At 70.6% G+C, this 18,875-nt stretch carries 17 protein-coding genes; 11 read left to right on the forward strand and 6 right to left on the reverse strand.

Translation table 11 applies throughout. The annotated features are described in order from the left end of the window. Positions 1-230 precede the first annotated feature (230 nt). The 9 genes from RM479_RS11825 to RM479_RS11865 all read left to right on the forward strand — a co-directional run bounded on the left by RM479_RS11825 (position 231) and on the right by RM479_RS11865 (position 9,660). Positions 231-833: a 50S ribosomal protein L25/general stress protein Ctc gene (locus RM479_RS11825; RefSeq protein WP_311511757.1), complete on the forward strand. Its 603-nt coding sequence runs from the start codon at positions 231-233 to the stop codon at positions 831-833. Between the two features lie 77 nt (positions 834-910). After that, on the forward strand, positions 911-1,513 hold the full coding sequence (pth, locus tag RM479_RS11830; RefSeq protein ID WP_311511758.1) for an aminoacyl-tRNA hydrolase: 603 nt from the start codon (positions 911-913) through the stop codon (positions 1,511-1,513). 499 nt (positions 1,514-2,012) lie between these two features. Then, positions 2,013-3,452 (forward strand): sugar transferase, encoded by a 1,440-nt coding sequence (locus tag RM479_RS11835; RefSeq protein ID WP_311511759.1) that lies wholly within the window; start codon positions 2,013-2,015, stop codon positions 3,450-3,452. 4 nt (positions 3,453-3,456) lie between these two features. Then, positions 3,457-4,248, forward strand: a complete 792-nt coding sequence (locus RM479_RS11840; protein ID WP_274808169.1) for a 3'(2'),5'-bisphosphate nucleotidase CysQ — start codon at positions 3,457-3,459, stop codon at positions 4,246-4,248. A 60-nt stretch (positions 4,249-4,308) separates the two neighbouring features. Beyond that, positions 4,309-5,241: a sulfate adenylyltransferase subunit CysD gene (cysD, locus tag RM479_RS11845; RefSeq protein WP_311511760.1), complete on the forward strand. Its 933-nt coding sequence runs from the start codon at positions 4,309-4,311 to the stop codon at positions 5,239-5,241. A 72-nt stretch (positions 5,242-5,313) separates the two neighbouring features. Beyond that, positions 5,314-6,582, forward strand: coding sequence for a sulfate adenylyltransferase subunit CysN (cysN, locus tag RM479_RS11850; protein ID WP_311511761.1), 1,269 nt, complete (start codon positions 5,314-5,316; stop codon positions 6,580-6,582). 328 nt (positions 6,583-6,910) lie between these two features. Continuing rightward, a complete protein-coding gene (locus tag RM479_RS11855) occupies positions 6,911-7,798 on the forward strand; it encodes a sulfotransferase (protein WP_311511838.1) in 888 nt (295 codons plus the stop codon). 124 nt (positions 7,799-7,922) lie between these two features. Then, positions 7,923-9,008 (forward strand): glycoside hydrolase family 26 protein, encoded by a 1,086-nt coding sequence (locus tag RM479_RS11860; protein ID WP_397221983.1) that lies wholly within the window; start codon positions 7,923-7,925, stop codon positions 9,006-9,008. Between the two features lie 61 nt (positions 9,009-9,069). Then, positions 9,070-9,660: a 3'-5' exonuclease gene (locus RM479_RS11865; RefSeq protein ID WP_311511763.1), complete on the forward strand. Its 591-nt coding sequence runs from the start codon at positions 9,070-9,072 to the stop codon at positions 9,658-9,660. Between the two features lie 116 nt (positions 9,661-9,776). Here RM479_RS11865 and RM479_RS11870 read toward each other — a convergent pair whose 3' ends face one another. Together RM479_RS11870 and RM479_RS11875 are read right to left on the reverse strand one after the other, a co-directional pair. Continuing rightward, entirely contained in the window at positions 9,777-10,676 is a 900-nt protein-coding gene (locus RM479_RS11870) for a hypothetical protein (RefSeq protein ID WP_311511764.1), read from the reverse strand. 986 nt (positions 10,677-11,662) lie between these two features. Next, positions 11,663-12,277, reverse strand: a complete 615-nt coding sequence (locus RM479_RS11875; protein ID WP_311511765.1) for a TetR/AcrR family transcriptional regulator — start codon at positions 12,275-12,277, stop codon at positions 11,663-11,665. 105 nt (positions 12,278-12,382) lie between these two features. On the opposite strand from RM479_RS11875, the gene RM479_RS11880 reads away from it, so the two are divergent. Beyond that, positions 12,383-13,039 carry a hypothetical protein gene (locus RM479_RS11880; RefSeq protein WP_311511766.1) on the forward strand — a complete coding sequence of 219 codons (657 nt, stop codon included), beginning with the start codon at positions 12,383-12,385 and terminating at the stop codon, positions 13,037-13,039. 38 nt (positions 13,040-13,077) lie between these two features. Further along, the gene (locus RM479_RS11885; RefSeq protein WP_311511767.1) at positions 13,078-14,361 is read left to right on the forward strand and encodes a DUF418 domain-containing protein; all 1,284 of its coding nucleotides are present in this window, start codon (positions 13,078-13,080) and stop codon (positions 14,359-14,361) included. 47 nt (positions 14,362-14,408) lie between these two features. On the opposite strand, the gene RM479_RS11890 is transcribed toward RM479_RS11885, so the two are convergent. The 4 genes from RM479_RS11890 to RM479_RS11905 are packed head-to-tail and all read right to left on the reverse strand — an operon-like array spanning position 14,409 to position 18,833. Further along, complete coding sequence (locus RM479_RS11890) at positions 14,409-15,980, reverse strand: glycosyltransferase (protein ID WP_311511768.1); 1,572 nt, start codon at positions 15,978-15,980, stop codon at positions 14,409-14,411. After that, positions 15,977-16,435: a UDP-N-acetylglucosamine--LPS N-acetylglucosamine transferase gene (locus RM479_RS11895; RefSeq protein ID WP_311511769.1), complete on the reverse strand. Its 459-nt coding sequence runs from the start codon at positions 16,433-16,435 to the stop codon at positions 15,977-15,979. Before RM479_RS11895 ends, RM479_RS11890 begins: the two co-directional genes overlap by 4 nt. A 35-nt stretch (positions 16,436-16,470) precedes the next feature. Further along, positions 16,471-17,955 (reverse strand): lipopolysaccharide biosynthesis protein, encoded by a 1,485-nt coding sequence (locus RM479_RS11900; protein ID WP_311511770.1) that lies wholly within the window; start codon positions 17,953-17,955, stop codon positions 16,471-16,473. After that, complete coding sequence (locus RM479_RS11905) at positions 17,952-18,833, reverse strand: sulfotransferase domain-containing protein (protein WP_311511771.1); 882 nt, start codon at positions 18,831-18,833, stop codon at positions 17,952-17,954. The genes RM479_RS11900 and RM479_RS11905 overlap by 4 nt, the downstream gene beginning before the upstream one ends. Positions 18,834-18,875: the final 42 nt, after the last annotated feature.

An 18,875-nucleotide genomic window follows, 5' to 3' on the forward strand; every position in this document is an offset into this window, starting at 1 on the left:
TGCCCGAGCGGAGCCTCGTTCGGCTTCGTGAGGACGCGCGGGCAGGGGTGCGCGACGAGCGTTCCCGGGCCGGACGGGTCCGGTGACGGCTCGCCGGGCACGCCTGGAACCAGGGCGGTCGCGTCCCCTACCGGGGAGACCCCGCCACTGACCCGCCCGAGAGCGGGAATCGTTCGTACTACTGGAGTCGTGTTCCCCGTGCTGCGGGGTTGAACCCGAGGAGTTTTGTCGTGTCCGAGGTACGTATCGCTGCCGAGCCCCGCACGGAATTCGGCAAGGGCGCCTCCCGTCGCGCCCGCCGCGCGGGTAAGGTGCCGGCCGTCCTCTACGGCCACGGCACCGAGCCCCGCCACCTGAACCTGCCGGGCCACGAGCTCATGCTCGCCCTGAAGACCCCCAACGTCCTGCTGCGTCTGGAGGGCCTGGACAAGGACAACCTCGCCCTGCCCAAGAGCGTTCAGCGCGACGCCATCAAGGGCTTCCTGGAGCACATCGACCTGCTGGTCGTCTCCAAGGGCGAGAAGGTCGAGGTCGAGATCTCCGTCAACCTGGTCGGTGAGATCAAGGGCACCGGCGTGCTCACTCAGGAGCTCGTCACCGTGACCGTCGAGGCCGAGGCCACCCACATCCCGGAGGGCATCGAGTTCGACATCGCCGGCTTGGAGATCGGCACCGTCGTGACCGCCGCCGAGCTGAAGCTGCCCGCCGGTTCCATCCTGGTGACCGACCCCGAGGCCATCGTCCTCAACGTCTCCGCCCCGCGCGTCGAGGAGGAGGGCGCCTCCGAGGGTGAGGCCGCCGAGGGCGAGACCGCGGGGTCCGCCGCCGAGTAGTCCCAGCGCGTACATCACACCGAGCGTGCGGTTCTCCGGAGCCGCGCGCTCGGTGTTTTCTCTGTAGGCTCGCCCCCATGTGGGGATGGTGGAGGAAGAAGGACATGGCGGAGACCGAGCGTCGGCTGGTCGTCGGCCTGGGCAACCCCGGCCCCAAGTACGCGGGGAACCGGCACAACGCCGGTTTCATGGTGGTGGACGCCCTCGCCGGGACGGAGCGCTGGAAGGCGCACAAGGCGCACGCCGAGGCGGTGGAGACCCGCCTGGACGGTGTGCCGGTGGTGCTGGCCAAGCCGCGCACCTACATGAACCTGTCCGGGGGTCCGGTGTCGGCGCTGGCCGCGTTCTACAAGGTCCCCTTGGGCCGGGTCATCGTCGTGCACGACGAGATGGACATCGACTTCGGCGCCCTGAAGTTGAAGAAGGGCGGCGGCTCGGGCGGGCACAACGGGCTCAAGTCCGTCACCGCGTCCCTGGGCGGGCCGGGCTACGTCCGGGTCCGTTTCGGGGTGGGCCGTCCCCCGGGCCGCATGGACCCTGCGGCGTACGTGCTGCGCGACTTCTCCTCGACCGAGCGCGCCGAGCTCGATCTCAACGTGGAGCGCGCCGCCGACGCGGTGCGCGTGCTCCTGGCCGACGGCCTGGAGCGGGCCCAGAACATCTACCACACCGCCGTCTGACACCGGCGGCGAACGGGAGGGGCCGCGCGGGGATCCCCGCGCGGCCCCTCGCCACGTCCGGCGGTACCCGCCCGGGTCAGCGGCGGTGGACCGGCGCCGGCAGCCGGAGGAGATCGCCGGGGACTGAGGAGGGTTTCGGTCAGGACATTGCAGGGACCTTTATGACCCTTCCTTGACACGTTGAGTGACGCCGGTTGGTCTCGGGCGGGATACATTCTCGGGCCGACCGGCCTCTCTTTGCCGACAATCGGCAACTCAGCGCGACTTTTCAACTACTTTTGGTTACGATCCAGGGCGTCGACCCTGAACCCATCGCCATCGCCGCACCTCGCTCACACCCTCCCTGGTGGGCTCTGCACGGCCGGAGGCGATGACTGGAAGTAATGATTTTCGGACGCGCGCAGGTCTTGGGGGACACATGGTCGCAAACAGTGGGGTGAAAGAGGTTCGCGAGCGGCCGGCGGTACCGGCCGCCGGTGTCGTGGGCGATACGGCCGTCATGCCGGCGATCCGGGCCCTGCCCGCACCGCCCAAGGCCTGGACCCGCTCCTACGTCGCCGGCCTGGTCCTGTTCGACCTGCTCTGCGCCCTCGGTGCGGGTCTGATCGGAACCACGGTCCGCTTCCACGGCGCGCTGACCGCGGCCACCACCCTCCCCTACCTGTGGTTCTCCCTGGCACTGCCGGCCGTGTGGGCCCTGTTCATCTACCTGTCCGGCGGGTACGCGCGCCGTTTCATCGGGGTGGGCACCGAGGAGTACCGACGTGTCGCCGTCGCCGGCCTCACCCTGGCCGCCTCGGCCGCCATCGTCGCCTACGCCGTCAAGTTCGACCTGGCCCGGGGGTACGTGCTCCTCACCCTGCCCGTGGTGGTGTTCGCCACTCTCGCCCTGCGGTACGCCCGCCGCAAGGCACTGCACCGCCGACGCCGTTCCGGCGAGTGCATGAACGGGGTCGTCGTGGTCGGCCACCGGGTGGCCGCCGGTGACCTCATCCGGCGCTTCCGCGACGAGGTCTACCACGGCATGCGGGTGGTGGGCGTCTGTCTGCCCGAACACGAGCTGGGGGAGGGCCTCGCCGAGATCGAGGACTGCCCCGTCCTGGGTTCCTTCCGTGGCGCCGCCGACGCCGCCGCGCTGGTCGGCGCCGGTACCGTCGCGGTCCTGGCCTGCCCCGAGATGGACGGCGTCGAACTGCGCCGACTGGCCTGGCGGCTGGAGAAGACCGACACCGAGCTCATCGTCGCCTCCGCCCTCATGGAGGTCGCCGGCCCGCGCACCACGATCCGTCCGGTCGCCGGGCTCCCCCTGCTGCACGTCGAACATCCCGAGCTCGTCGGAGCGCGCCGCCTCCTCAAGGGGGTCTTCGACCGCTGCGCCGCCGTGCTGGCCCTGATCCTGCTGTCCCCGCTGTTCATGGCACTGGCCGCGCTCATCCGGATGGAGGACGGAGGGCCGGTGTTCTTCACCCAGACGCGCGTAGGGCGGGGTGGCTCCGAGTTCCCCGTGTACAAGTTCCGTACCATGGTGGTCGGGGCCGACGCGTTGAAGGCGGCGCTGCGGTCCCGCAACGAGCACGACGGTGTGCTTTTCAAGATGCGACGCGACCCCAGGGTGACCTCGGTCGGGGCATGGTTGCGCCGGTACTCGCTCGATGAGCTTCCCCAGCTCGTCAACGTGGCCCGGGGTGAGATGTCCCTGGTCGGCCCGAGGCCGCCGCTTCCGGAGGAGGTCGCCCGATACGGGCACGACGTCCGCCGCAGGCTGGTGGTCAAACCCGGGCTGACGGGGCTGTGGCAGGTCAGTGGACGGTCCGATCTCTCCTGGGAGGAATCGGTCCGCCTGGATCTGCGCTACGTGGAAAACTGGTCGCTGACGTTGGACATCCAGATCCTGTGGAAGACGTGGTCAGCGGTGATCCGTGGGGCGGGGGCGTACTGAGCCGGTGAAGAACATCCGAGACGACCATGAGGTGGCCCGCGATCTGGCGAGCGAGGCCGGTCAGCTGCTGCTGCGCCTGCGCGCCCGGCACGGTTTCGACGAGCCCGACGTGCTGCGCACGCTCGGGGACCGGACCTCCCACGAGTTCCTGTTCTCCGCGCTCGGGCGGTTGCGCCCCAGCGACGCGGTGCTCTCGGAGGAGGGTGTGGACGACCCTGCCCGGCTGCGGGCGCGTCGGGTGTGGATCATCGACCCCCTCGACGGCACCCGTGAGTTCGCCGAGGCCGGCCGGGTCGACTGGGCCGTCCACGTGGCCCTGTGGGAGAACGGCGAACTGGTCGCCGGGGCGGTGTCGCTGCCCGCCCAGGGCAGCACGCTGTCGACGGTCGACCCGCCCTGGCTGCCCGAGGAGCGTCCGGCCGGACAGCGGCTGCGGATCACGGTGAGCCGTTCCCGTCCGCCGGCCTTCGCGCAACGGATGGCCACCCAGTTGGGCGCCGAACTGGTCCCCATGGGTTCGGCGGGCGCCAAGATCTGCTCGGTGCTGCTCGGCATGGCCGACATCTACGTGCATGCCGGCGGTCAGTACGAGTGGGACACGGCGGCGCCCGTGGCGGTGGCCACGGCAGCCGGGCTGCACGCCTCCCGCGTCGACGGCTCGCCCCTGCGCTATAACGTGGCCGACCCGCTACTCCCCGATGTCCTCGTATGCCGATCGGAATTGTCGGGTATGTTGTTGGCTAGCATCCGCGACGGCGCGGACCTGGACAGCGCCGGTCCGCACGCGGGGGGCTAGACGACAGGCCCCCGCCGTCGGTCGAACCGGTGCCCCCAGCGGTATCTCTAAGGCGGATTCATGGGTCAGGCGAGTCAGCAGGCGCCCGGACGCTACCAGCTCTCACAGCTGGACGTTCTGGAGGCCGAGGCGATCTTCATCATGCGCGAGGTGGCCGCGGAGTTCGAGCGGCCGGTGCTGCTCTTCTCCGGCGGCAAGGACTCCATCGTCATGCTCCGACTCGCCGAGAAGGCCTTCTGGCCCGGCGCCGTCCCGTTCCCGGTCATGCACGTCGACACCGGGCACAACTTCCCCGAGGTCATCGACTTCCGCGACCGTCGGGTGGCCGAGGCCGGGGTGCGTCTGGTCGTCGCCTCCGTCCAGGAACAGATCGACGCGGGCAAGGTCGTCGAGTCCACCGGCCGTTGGGCCAGCCGCAACCGGCTCCAGACCGCCGCGCTGCTGGAGGCGATCGAGGACCACGGGTTCGACGCCGCCTTCGGCGGCGCCCGCCGCGACGAGGAGAAGGCCCGCGCCAAGGAGCGCGTCTTCTCCTTCCGCGACGAGTTCGGCCAGTGGGACCCCAAGAACCAGCGCCCCGAGCTGTGGAGCGTGTACAACACCCGCATCGCCCGGGGCGAGCACATCCGGGTCTTCCCCATCTCCAACTGGACCGAGCTGGACGTGTGGGCCTACATCCAGCGGGAGCGCCTGGAGCTGCCCTCCATCTACTTCGCCCACGAGCGCAGCGTGTTCGAACGTGACGGCATCCTGCTCGCCGACTCGCCGCTCATCGAGCGCGACGACACCGAGGTCCCCTTCACCGAGACCGTGCGCTACCGCACCGTCGGCGACCTCACCTGCACCGGGGCGGTCAAATCGACCGCCGTGGAACTCGACGACATCATCGCCGAGATCGCCGCGACCCGGATCACCGAGCGCGGACAGACCAGGGCCGACGACCGTGCCAGCGAGGCGGCCATGGAGGACCGCAAGCGCGAGGGCTACTTCTAGGGAGTGTCCCGCGGACACCCGCCCACCCTCCCCTCCTTCGGCCGCACCTCTTCCCACATTGGACCAGCGAGCATGAGAAACGACATTCTGCGGTTCGCCACGGCGGGCTCCGTGGACGACGGCAAGAGCACCCTGATCGGTCGCCTGCTGTACGACTCCAAGTCGATCTTCGAGGACCAGCTCGACGCGGTGGAGCGCACCAGCGCCGCGCGAGGCGAGGAGCACACCAACCTCGCGCTGCTCACCGACGGTCTGCGGGCCGAGCGCGAGCAGGGCATCACCATCGACGTGGCCTACCGGTACTTCGCCACGCCCAAGCGGACGTTCATCATCGCCGACACCCCCGGCCACATCCAGTACACGCGCAACATGGTCACCGGGGCCTCCACGGCCGACCTCGCGATCATCCTGGTGGACGCCCGCAAGGGCCTCCAGGAGCAGAGTCGCCGACACGCCTTCCTCACCACGCTGCTCCAGGTGCCGCACCTGGTCCTGGCGGTCAACAAGATGGACCTGGTCGGCTACGACCAGGCCCGGTTCGAGGAGATCAAGGCCGAGTTCGCCGACTTCGCCGCCAAACTGGACGCGCGCGACCTCACCTTCGTGCCGATCTCGGCGCTGCACGGCGACAACGTCGTGGGGCGTTCGGAGAACATGCCCTGGTACAGCGGCCCCTCGTTGCTGCACCACCTGGAGAACGTGCACATCGCCTCGGACCGCAACCTCATCGACGCCCGGTTCCCGGTCCAGTACGTGATCCGGCCGCACAAGTCCGCCGACCCCGAACTGCACGACTACCGGGGATACGCCGGCCAACTGGCCGGCGGTGTGCTCAAGCCGGGCGACGAGGTCGTGCACCTGCCGTCCGGGCTGAGCACGCGGATCTCGAAGATCCTCACGGCGGACGGGGACGTCGCCGAGGCCTTCGCGCCGATGTCGGTCACCCTCCTGCTGGAGGACGAGATCGACATCTCCCGGGGCGACATGATCTGCCGTCCCAACAACACCCCGACGGCGTCGCAGGACATCGAGGCGATGGTCTGCTGGATGACGGACGCGCGCAAGCTGACCCCGCGCTCCAAACTCATCGTCAAGCACACCACCCGCACCGCGAAGGTCATGGTCAAGGACCTGCGCTACCGGCTGGACGTCAACACGCTGCACCGGGACGAGCAGGCCGACCACCTGGCGCTCAACGAGATCGGCCGGGTGCGGCTGCGCTCCACCCAGCCCCTGTTCGTCGACGAGTACTCCCGCAACCGGCAGACCGGCGGGTTCATCCTCATCGACGAGTCCACCAACGCCACGGTCGGCGCCGGGATGGTCGTCCGGGCCGACTAGCGCACTCGCCCCGGCGCGACGGGATGCGTGAAACGGGGGTCGCCCACCGGGGCGACCCCCGTCGCCGCGTGTGCGGTGCTCCCCGCCGTACGGGACCGCCGACCTCCCGCTCAACGTTCGGGGTCTGCGGTACGGGTCGGGTCGTGGAGACCCCGCGCGTCCACACCCCGCCCCCGGATCGATGAGGAAGCGACGGCCCCGGCCCGGGACCGCTCACGTACCGGAGAACGTCACCTCCAGGGATGATCACATATAGCCCACACTTAGTCACCGAAAGTAATAGCCTGGGCGGGTGGATGAGGCATATCGGTTGGTGTTCGTCGGCGGCATGGGCCGCTCCGGGTCGACCCTGATCGAGCGACTGCTGGGCGAACTGCCCGGGTTCTGCTCGATCGGCGAGACGGTGCACCTGTGGAGACGCGGGTTGTTGGAGAACGAGCGGTGCGGCTGTGGTCTGCCGTTCGCCGACTGCGGCTTCTGGGCCGAGGTCGGACGGGAGGCCTTCGGCGGCTGGGGGCGACTGAACCCCCACGAGGTGCTGGGGCTGAAGGACGGCGTGGACCGCACGCGCTTCCTGCCCGTCCTGCTCAACGGCTCCGAGGACGGTCTGCTGGCCGCGCGCAGCGCCCGCTACACCGAGCTCTATCACCGCCTGTACTCGGCGATCGCCCTGGTCAGCGGAGCGAGCGTGATCGTCGACGCCAGCAAGCACGCCTCCTTGGCCGCCTGTCTGCGGTGGCGTTACGGGGCGCGGATGCGGCTGCTGCACGTGGTGCGCGACCCCCGGGCGGTGGCGCACTCGTGGAGCAAACGGGTGCCCCGTCCCGACGCCTCGCCGGAGAGCAGCGAACCGGAGATGGCCCGCTACTCCGCAGGTCGCTCGGCGGTGCAGTGGGTGACCCAGAACACCTGCTTCGACGCCCTCGCCCGCCAGGGGGTCCCCACCCTCCGGGTGCGCTACGAGGACTTCGTCGGCGCCCCCACGGAGGAGTTCGCGCGCATCGCCGGATTCGCCGGGCACACCGGCTCGTGTCCGGACCTGGGTGACGGTGTGTCCCTGTCGCGCGGGCACGCGCTGTCGGGCAACCCGATGCGCTTCTCCTCCGGGCCGGTCGGGGTGCACGCGGACCAGGGCTGGCGTGAGGCGCTGCCCCCGTGGCGCCGTCGTCTGGTCGCGATGATGACGACCCCCGCGCGGCGGCGGTACGGCTACTGAACCCGGCCCGTTTTGTCTGGTGGAGGTGTTGCGCCCGAAAAAGATAACGTATGGTATTCATGTGAATACCATCTGTAGTGACGCATAGGGGGCATGTGTCGTGGACAGCGGACCGGTACGGGTGATGGCGTCGGCGGGGGCATTGCTCCTCACCCTCACACTGACCGGAGCGGGCGGCGACGTGCCCGATCCGACAGGCCCCCCATGGCCCTCCCGGGGCCTGTTCACCACACACGCCTCGGGGACGCCCGTCGGCACCGAACGCCGCTGCACCGTCTCGGAGATCCTCGAACCCTCCTGCGGCGTCTGGTGGGGCGGCAGCCCTCACGAGAACCGGCTCGAAGAACTCGAACACAACGCCGGTCGCCGCATGGACATCGTCTACACCTGGCGCGGCATCGACCAGGCGAAGATCCCCGGGGACCGGGAACGCCGGATCCTCGCCGAGGGCCGGTTCGTGCACACCAACATCGAGGCCCGGCGCTTCACCCGGCCCGGCCACCCCGCCGTCTCCTACCGGGCGATCCTGCGCGGGGAGTTCGACTCCGTCCTGCGCGACCAGGCCCGGGGCGTGGCCGAACTGGAGGCGCCCTACTTCCTCACGTTCGACCACGAGGCCGACGCCAACAAGCGTTACAACAAGCGCGGGACCCCGCAGGAGTTCACCCGCGCCTGGCGGCACATCGTCGACATCTACCGCGACGAGGGCGCCGACAACGCCATCTGGGTGTGGAACGTGACCGGTTGGGAGGGCAACCTCGGGCGGCTGCCCGGCCTGTGGCCGGGCAACGACCACGTCGACTGGATCAGCTGGGAGGCGTACAACATGACCGGCTGCGACCTCATGCCGAACTGGAAGCACGTCGACTCCTTCGAGGACGCGCTGCGCCCGGCCTACGAGTGGATCCAGAACGAGGGCCCCCGGCACGGGATCGATCCCACCAAACCGGTGATGATCGGCGAGATGGGCACCACCGACATCGGCCCGCGCGAGACCATGCGCTGGTACACCGACGTCCCCCGGGTGCTGCGCGAGTACGAGCGCATCCGCGCCGTCAAGGTGTGGGACAGCAAGGTCTCCAGCGGCTGTGACTTCAGGATCGGCGCCAACCGGTACGCCCGGCAGGGGTTCGAGGCGGCCGGCCGCGACCCCTACGTGAACCTGCCCGACCGGGTGCGCCGCCTGGCCGAGCACGCCCACCGGGACTGACCGGCGGGGCGTGCGGAAAACCCGGTGACGGGGCGGGGTGTCCCGTGGTCGAATCCGCTCCATGAGTACCGACCTGTGGAACATCGTGGACGTCGAGGCGACCTGCTGGAAGGGGCCGCCGCCCCCGGGCTCCGCCAACGAGATCATCGAGGTCGGGCTGACCGTGGTGGACGCCGCCTCGGGTGAGCGGAGGGGGAGGCACGGGGTGCTGGTCCGGCCGCGGCGCTCCGAGGTGAGCCCGTTCTGCACCGAGCTGACGGGGATCACCCCGGAGATGGCGGCCGGCGGGGTGGGCTTCGCCGAGGCCTGCCGTTGGCTGGCCGATGAGCACGGCGCGGCCGAACGTCCGTGGGCGAGCTGGGGTGACTACGACCGCAGACAGTTCGAGCGCCAGTGCGCGATGACCGGGGTCGGCTATCCGTTCGGCGTTCGCCACGTCAACGCCAAGAAGGTCTTCGCCGAGGTCCACGGGATGCGCAAGCGGGCGCCCGGCATGGCCCGGGCCCTGGAGGTCGCCGGGCTGCCCCTGGAGGGGCGACACCACCGGGGCGAGGACGACGCGTGGAACATCGGGGCCCTCGTGGCGCACCTCGTCGCCCGCGACGCCTGGCCGGACGCCGCCGTGGTCGTGGACCGGGCGCCCACGACCTGAGCGTTCAGCCGGTGTCGGTGATGACGACGCCCGCCCGGGCACCCATCGCCCACCGGGAGGGCGCGTGCCGGGGTGACTTCTTTCGGAGGTCACCCCGGGTGCGTGGTCGGTGTGGGTCAGTCGAAGAGGTCTTCGGCGTGGTCGACGTCGAGGGCCTTGTCCACCCAAGAGTTGAGGGTGTCGATGTCGTTGCACGACTCGATGCGGGTGCGGACCTCGTCGGAGACGGTTCGGCCGCGCTTGGTCAGGATGCGCAGCACGCTGCCGGCGATGCCCTTCTCCAGTCCCTCTTCCCGGCCCTCTTCCCGGCCTTCCTCACGGCCTTCTTCGCGGCCGATGCCGACGTACTTGCGGGCGAAGTCGCTCTGCCATTCGTAGGTCTCCACGGACATCAAGCCCTCCAGCTCCTGACGAGCCGCCTCGTTGAGGCCGGCCAGTACATAGTCATAGTAGAACGGACGGTTCCTTCCACCGGTGGAATCCAACGCCTCCACCAGTGCCTTCAACACCCCCGGGTCCGTGTCACCGTGGGCGTAGGCCGACAGCACCGCCAACTCCGGCAGCTCTCGGGCCTGGCCCGGGTCGGTGATGACCGGGGTGTCGTCCGGGCCGATCACCAACGGCCGCAGCGTGAACCCCGGATGCCCGATCTCGATCGGATGGGCGCACCACCGCGCGATGGCCTGGTCCGGGCACAGCACCACCAGCACCGCCGGGCACTCCAGCCGCCCGTACAGGGTGGCCAAGTAGGCGGGCCAGCTGAAGTGCTTCTCCGTGTCGCGGTCATTCTGGCGTTCCACCACCACCGCGAGCACGGGCCGGTCGCCGTCGCGCAGCAGGACCGCTCCGTCGGAGTTCCACTCCTTGGGGTCGCAGTTGGTCAGCACCGAGGAGGTCAACACCGCCTCGGTGTGCTCGGGCACGGGGTAGCCCAGCGCCTCGCGCAGCAGGACCGGGACCATCTCGGGCCGGTTCTGCACGATCCGCAACGGGATCTCATGGGATCGACTCGGCATCGAACTCCTTCACATCGGTCGTTTCCACAGGGGGGAGGCGGACGCGGGCACCGGGGGTGAGCGGTACCCGTGCCCGCCGGGTCCAGCGGGCATGAGGCAGGGTGAACGCGGCCCGGGGCGCGGCACTCACGGGCCGGGCGGTGGCCCTGGACGGCGGCGGTGGCCTCGATGAGGAGCAGGCCCCGTCCGCCCTCGGCCGGGGCCCATTCCGGGGTGAGAGGGCGCGCGTGGGCGCGTTCGGTCGGGAGGCGGACGGTGGTGCGCCGGGCCGGTGCCGGGTTCGCGGCGTACCGGCGTACGCGGTTCGACCTGCGGCGCGGTCCGAAGAGGGAGGACCGCGAGTGGCGGTCTCGGGGAGGGGAGGACGGTACTTCGAGTATGTGCGGGGCGCGACTCAAAAGCCCGGCACTAGACTGGCTCACACCGGCAATCCTTTGCTTGAAGGGGTGATTTGCCGGCCACGACCCCGGGCGCTCAACTAGGCGTCGCGGGGTCTCTGTGTTCGGTCGTGGTTTCCAAGCAGAGATTAGGGGATGGGAAAGACGACAGGGCCGGTTACGGGTGAGTAGCGCCGGAAAACTTTTTCTGATCGGTGTTTGTGCAGGTAGAGGTCGGTCTGAGAATTTTTCCGACCAATGGTTGCAAAAGTGCTATTCGGTCATTGAGGAAATGAAAATATTTCGCATTGGACCGGATGGGGTAAGGGGTTCGTGGAAACGACGCTCGGCGGTGTGAGAAACGGGGCGGCATGATCCGCCGCCCCGTCATCCGGCGGAACCGTCACGCCGACGTCCGCACGACCTCGCCGCCGATGGGAAACGGCCCCGAACCTCGGTCGAGCCTCTTGCGCATCTCGACCGAGGTCGTCTCGTGGCCGAGCGACGAGTGGGGGGCCGCGCACCCGTGTTGAACCCGACGACGTTGCGGCCGAGGGTGTGGGCGCCCCGTCCCTCGGCGACACGGGGTGGTACGCCCTGCTCGGCGGCCTACCCTCGGGTCCGGGCGTTGAGAACGCTGTCGACGGCGGTGTGCAGTACATCGAGTTCCGTTTGCAGGCGGGACTCCTCGGCCGGCATGGCCTGGGCGATCGAGAGCCCGTTGACCACCGTGATCAGGAACCTCGCCCGACGGGAGTTGTCGCCTTCCGGGAGGGCGCCCTCGTTCTGGAGGACCGTCAGGCAGTACTCGATGCGGCGCCGCATCTCCCGTTCGAGGGCCAGGTACTCCTCTCGGGCCGCCTCCGTCGGTTCGTTCGAGGCATAGCGCTCGAAGGCCAGCAGCCATGACCGCCGAGCGTCGGTCTCGGCCCCGACGGGCGCGAGTACGCGCTGAAGGGAGGCGGTGAGCCGCTCCCTGGCCGGTATCGACCGGTCGTGGATGCTGTCGTTCGGAAGCACCATGTCGTACACGAGGGCGAGCACCGCGTCCATCAGGGCCCGCTGTGTCGGGAAGTGGTGTCGCAGCGACCCCGTGCTCACGCCCGCCCGCGCCGCGACCGACCGCACGCTCAACGCCGCGCCGGGCTCGTCTCCCAGCATCGTCGCCGCCGCCCACAGGATCCTGTCCCGGCTGCCGAGGCCCTCCGGTGGCTTCTGTTCCATGACGTCCTTCCAATACACCGTGCTAGTACAGTGTGATACTATCACCGCGATAAGACCAATACAGTGTATTGGTCTGGCTGTCATCGCAGATGAGGAGGGCTGGACGTGCTCACGGAATGGAAGCGGCGCAGAGCCGCGAAACGCGTTCGACCCGGGGACGGTCGTGCTCTCCGGCCCTTCCGCTGGTGGCAGCTGCTGTCCGGACGCAAGCTGTTCCACCTCCCCCTCGTCGGCGAGGGCGGACGCCGGTCGGTGTACACCGTCGACGTCCGCCACTGGGGCAGGCAGGGGGGAGACGAGGGCAAGGCGCACCTCTACCTCGACGGTGCACACCGCGCCGAGTCCACGCTCCCCGCCGGGTTCCCCGTCGAAGGCGGCACCATCGAGGTGGCGTTGAGCGGGTTCGGGCTCAAACGCGCCCACTACGTCACCGCCGAGGGGGCGGATCAGCGGCTCGTTCCGGATCCGAGGTCGGCGGTGGGCCGCCGTCTGCGCTTCGACCGCGAGCACCCGGTGGTGAGCCGCTGCGTCGGGGCCGTCTCCGTGGTGCTGCTCGTCATCGGCGTCGGACTGAACGTCCTCCAACTCCTCGAACCGATCGCCGGTATTCCGCCGGTGGTCGAGCGCTTCGGACGCTTCGAGTCACCGATCCACCTGCCGCTCTGGCTCAACCTCGCGTTCGGGTTCGGGGCCGCGGTGGCCGGCATGGAACGCGGACTCCGGCTGCGCTACCACTGGCTGCTCGACGCGGCCGGTAACTGACCCGCGCACCCGCCCCACCAGGAGAGGAAAGACCCGACATGACCGACCACGCCCACGACGCCGTGGACGAACACCGTCACCGGCGGCGGGGGGTGCGGTCCGACACCGTGGTCCGCTCGACCCCACTGTCGGAACGCTCCCTCGCCCCCGACCTGGCGCGGGGCATGATGCTGCTGCTCATCGCGCTGGCCCACGTCCCCTACTTCCTCTACACCGCTCCCACCGGTGCGATCGGGGTCCATCCCGTCGTGGGGAACACGGCCGACAAGATCGCCCAAGCGCTCACCCTGATCGTGGTCGACGCCCGCGTGTACACCATGTTCGGCTTCCTCTTCGCCTACGGGATCGGGCAGATGTACGCCCGCCAGACGGCCAGGCGCACCGACCCCCTCGCGGTCCGACGCCTGCTGCGCCGGCGCCACCTGTGGATGATCGCCTTCGGGGCGGTGCACGCGGCGCTGCTCTGGCAGGGCGACATCATCGGCGTCTACGGACTGATCGGGCTGATCATGGTGCCGCTCTTCTTCGGCCGCACCGATCGCACGCTGAAGGTCTGGATCGGCATCCTGCTGGGGCTCGCGGCCGTGTCCGCCCTGCTCAACATCGTGGGCTCGCTCCTCGTCCCGACACTGGCGGAGGTGAGCCTCGCCGATCAGCAGCGGCTCAGCATCGCCGAGCCGGACTACCCGGTCTCGGTCGTCGAACGCCTGTCCGCCTGGCTCTACACGCTGGTGGGCGGTTTCTTCGGGATGGCGCTTCCGGCGGTGTTCCTGATGGGGGTACTGGCGGCACGGCACCGGCTCCTGGACGAACCCGGCCGTCACCTGGTGCTGTTGCGCCGCCTGGCGCTGTGGGGCGTCGCCGCCGGATGGACGACCGGCGCGGCACTCGCGCTCCAGCACACCGGGGTCGTCGACATCGCTCCGGACGTCGCGCTGGTGAACCTGCACCTTCTCGCCGGGATCTTCACCGGGGTCGGCTACGCGGGGATCTTCGGGCTGATCGCCCACCGCCTGTCCGGGCGCGCGGCGGCCTCCGCCGGGCCGGTGCACTGGATCGCCGCGCTGGGCCGCCGGTCCATGAGCGGTTACCTCGCGCAGTCCCTGGCATGGGGTCCACTGCTGGCGGCCTGGGGGTTGGGCCTGGGAGCGCACCTGTCCAGTTGGTCGGTCATGCTGTTCGGCGTCGCCGTCTGGGCCGCGACGGTGGCCGTCGCCGCCGTGATGGAGCGACGCGGTCTGCGCGGCCCCGCCGAGGTGGCCCTGCGCGGGCTGACCTACCGGGCGGTACGGCCTGCGGCGGGCGGCAGGGGCACGAACTGAACGGGCGCCCGGCACCCGGCGCGGGCGCCGCCCGCGCCGGGTGTTCCTCAGACGCCCTTGCCCCGCAGGTGCAGGGCGCGGGTGATCCAGCCCGGGGGCACCCCCAGCACCACCAGCAGGGCCAGGTACGCCCGCCCCTCGGCGGGGCGGGCCCGCAGGGTGGTCCGGATCCACCGCAGGGCGTCGCGGCGTCGTCCGGCGGAGGCCTCGGCGAAGGCGATCTGACCGGCCACCCGCGCGTATCCGCGCGGCACCAGCCGGAACTCCGGGTAGCGCTCCAACAGCCAGCGCAGGGCGGTGGAGATCGTCCGCCAGCGGCCGGAGAAGTGCGAGCGGCGGTGCCAGAGCACCCGCACGCCCGTCTCGGGGATGTTGCGGATGGGGCCGCGTCGGGCCAACCGCAACAACAGCTCGTAGTCCTCGGCGTAGCTGCCGGGGATCTCCTCGCTGACCGTCCCGCAGCCGTCGATCATCGCCCGCCGCCGGATCAGGAACGTCGACGGGTGCAGCTCGGTCAACCGCGACCCCAACAGGTCGCCGAAGGTGACGCTGGTGCGCTCCAGGGTGCGCACCGCCTCGACCTTGTCGTAGACCACCGTGATGCCGCAGCACACCAGGTCGGTCCCCGGCTCCTCCAGCATCACCCGCACCTGGGCGCGGAGCTTGCCGGGCATCCACGTGTCGTCGTCGTCGCAGAAGGCGACCAGGTCGGTGTGGGTCGCCAGCACCCCGGTGTTGCGGGCCCCCGCCAGCCCGGGGGTGAGGGTGTTGGTCACCACCCGCACGGGCCGGGCCCCGTCGGCGCGGGCCAGGGAGGGATCGGGCTGGTCGTTGTCGAAGACCACGATGGTCGTGATGGTGCCGGGGTAGTCCTGCTCGGCGATGGCGCGCAGGGTGCGCCGCAGCAGCTCGGGGCGGTCCCGCGTGGGGACGACCACGGTGACCTCCGGCCACTCCGTCCCCTCCGCGTCGCCCTCGGCGCCCTCCGCCGGTCGCGTCACCGCGTCGGCGACCGCGTCCTGCCGGATCCCCGTCGATCGCACGTCGTCCTCGGAGGGCACGGTCCCCGAACCCCTGGTGACCAGGTCGATGAGGGCCCCCGCGCGCAGGGCGGCGCGGACCGCCCCGTCGCCGTCGTCGGGGTGTGTCCGGAAGTCCTCGGGAGACGCCAGCGCCTTGTCCAGCAGGGCGGTCAGCTGCTGGGAGGTGGAGCAGGAGCGCACCCGCCCGGCCTGTTCCAGCCTGCTCACGAACAGCAGTTGGTGGTCGTCCACGTGCTCTCCCAGCTCGGGGTCGCGGGGGACCACGATGGGCAGGTGGCCGGCCTGGCGCGCCTGCACGATCGTGCCCGGCCCGCCATGGGTGACGACGACCCGTGCCGCCCTCATGTGCCCGCCCAGGTCCTCGCCGGGCAGGAAGGGCGTCCCCGACGCCACCGTCGGCGTCGAGCTGTGCCCGTGCTGGACCAGGACGCGCAGGTCCCGGTGGAGCCGGGCGTAGTCGTCGACCCAGCGCACGAGTCGGTCGAACGCGTGATGGTCGGTCCCGATGCTGACCACGATGTCGGGGTGGTCGCTGTCGTCGGGCCGGGGCGCGGGGCGGGTGGTCTGTTCGGTCACAGGAGCGGTCCTACCGTGATGGCGGTCGGCATGAAGGCGCGTTGTTCCTCCCACTGGGCGAGGGACAACCGGGTGAAGGGACGGCACAGCCGGGCGGTGAGCGTCGGGGTGTCGATCCGGTCGTAGACCTCGATGTAGACGGTCGGGATCCGGCGGGCCCGACCCAGGACGAAGAAGGGCAGGGCCACCCCGGCCCCGGTCGTCACCACGACGGAGGGGCGCTCGGTGCGCACGACCCTGGCGGCCAGCCGGGTGTTGCGCAGCAGGTTTCCCACGTCGCGGGTGGTGGGGTGGTGGGCCCAGTGGACGCGCTCGCCCGCGAGGGTGGCCTCGGCGTCGGGAGTGCGGAAGGTCACCCAGACGCGTTCGCGCTCCCGCCACCAGGGGCGGAGGGCGCACAGCTGGGTGAGGTGGCCCCCGCTGGAGGCCACCAGGAGAACCGGTCGCGAAGACATAATGTCATCATTACATAACTCAGAGTATTGATCGGTCAGTGGCGCAGACCCAGCACCCTCCGGCACGCCCAGACGGTGGCCAGGTGCCCCGGGGTTCCCAGCGCGATGGCCGCGACCAGGGCCACCGGGCCGCCCCCCAGGAGCCGGTCCAGCAGGAGGGGCAGGACCCCGAACCACAGCAGGCAGCCGCCGGCCGCCACCAGGACCGGTCGCCCGAACGGGCGCAACACCACGTGGGAGCGCAACTGCCACAGCGGCAACCCCTTGCGCACCAGCACCGCCGCCACCAGCGCCGCCGCGGCACCGGTCGCCCCCGCCACCGGGATCAGCAGGACGCACCCCACCACGTTGACCGCCAACGACAGCACGTTGTTGAGCAGGTTCACGCCGGTGCGCCCGGTCATCGTCAGGATCAGATCGCCCATGCCCAGGAGCGACGCGGTCAACTGTCCGGCGCACACCACCATCAGGGCGTACGCCCCCGCCGCGTAGTCCGGGCCGAACAACCCCATCACCTCGGGCGCGAAGATCAACGCCGTCAGGTACAACGGCCAGGTCAGACACATCAGCCACGACGTGCCCGCCCCGTACAGGAGGCGCACCCCGTCGTGGTCCCCCGTGGCCATCTGCTCGGCGAACCGGGGCTGGGCCGCCGACAGCACCGTCTGCGCGCCGAACTGGCCGACCACCATCACCCGGGTCGCCGCCGTGAAGACCGCCGCCCCGGTCAGCCCGCCCAGCAACGCCGTCAGCACGACGCCGCCGCGCTGCACCCCCATCTGCGCCACCCCGGCCACCGCGCGCGGCAGGGAGAACGACCAGAACTCGGCGGGGGAGACCGGGGAGCCGCCACCGTCCCCCTCTTCGGGCGGTGCGGCCCGGCGGACGATCCGCCCGAGCCAGAACCAGGCCAGGATCGCCGCCGGCAGGTAGGGGCCGGCCCAGGCCAACGCCAGCATCCCCGCCGACCCGGACAGCGCGATCGCCACCACCAGCGACACCTGGGCCAAGGGCCGACCCACCTTGTCCACCAGCGCCGTGGTCACCATGTCGTGGTGGGCCCGGGTCGCCGCCAGCGCGGTGTCCGCCAACACCGCGAACGGCAGGAAGACCGCCAACAGGCGCAGGTACACGGCGGCGTCGTCGGTCCCCACCATGTCGGCCATCGGCTCGGCGAACCCGGCCATCACCCCGGCCGTGGCGCACGCGGTCAGGACGGCCGGGGTCACCGCGATCCCGATCAACCGGGGCACGCCCCCGGAACGTCCCAGCACCCGCATCCGGGCGATGAAGTACACCAGCCCGTCGGGCGCCCCGAGGTTCGCGACCGTCGCGGCGATGAGGAACACCGACGTCGCGGAGAACAGCAGACCCGCCGCCTCCTGCGAGAACGCCCGTGTGATCGCCACGATCAGGGCCAGGTTGAGCCCGGCGCCGATCACCGCGCCCGCCATGTTGATCACGCCGCCGCGCAGGACACGGCCCAGCACGGGGTCGCTCCGTCGCGCGACGTCGGTCATGTGCGCCACGAGGGGGTCCGTCCCCACCACAGGGCCAACCGCCGGTCGCTCTCGGCGAACCGCTCCGTCAACTCCGCGCGCAGCCCCTCGGGCATCACGGTCCTCTTGCGCGCGTTGTGCCGCCCCGGCGCCCGGTCGGGGCCCGGCGGCAGGTCCAGGAACCCCTCGATCCGACGCAACTCCCGATCGGTCCCGTCGAACAGGTCGGCGTAGTCGACCACGTACATCCGGTCCCGGCCCAGGTGCCCCTCCATGCGCCGCAGTTGGTCCACGTAGTGGCCCCGGGCGACGTACCCGTGATGTTGGTGGGAGTGCGACACGTATCCGGGATCGGCCCTCAGCTTGTCCTCCTCGCCGGCCAGGCGGGCGGGCTCCAGCTCCACCGCCCGGGCGAACGGCTCGGTCTCGAATCCCCGGGCGTGCTCGTGCGCGTGGGCGGAGTAGGCCCGCTCGACGGGATCCCGCAGGATCACCACCACCCGCACCCGCGGCAGGTCACGGGCGATCCGCTCGGCGGCCAGCGGGTGGAACAGGTAGTAGGGGCTGGACTCGAACGCCCGCACCCGCGGGGCCTCCCCACGGGCCCGCAGCGACGCGCGCAGCGGGAAGTGAGCCCGGTACCGGTTCGCTCCCCGGTGATAACCGGTGTCGAAGTAGTGCACCCCCTTGCGCAGGACCGGTCCGGTCGCGGCGGGGTTGCGGCACAGGGACTTGAACAGCGAGGTGGTCCCGCTCCGCTGCGCCCCGCAGATCAGGAAGTCGGGCAGGGCGCGGCCGGGGCCGGTCACCGCGCCCAGGGCGTCGACGAGCGGCAGGACCGCCCGTCGCGCCGGACCGGCCAGCCGTCGAGGCAGGGAGGGAAAGGTGTTCTCCGGCATCACATCGACTCATTTCGGAGGTTGTACTCGGGTGTGGGACGG

Source organism: Nocardiopsis lambiniae, assembly GCF_031845465.1.
In the GTDB taxonomy this organism is placed as follows: domain Bacteria; phylum Actinomycetota; class Actinomycetes; order Streptosporangiales; family Streptosporangiaceae; genus Nocardiopsis; species Nocardiopsis lambiniae.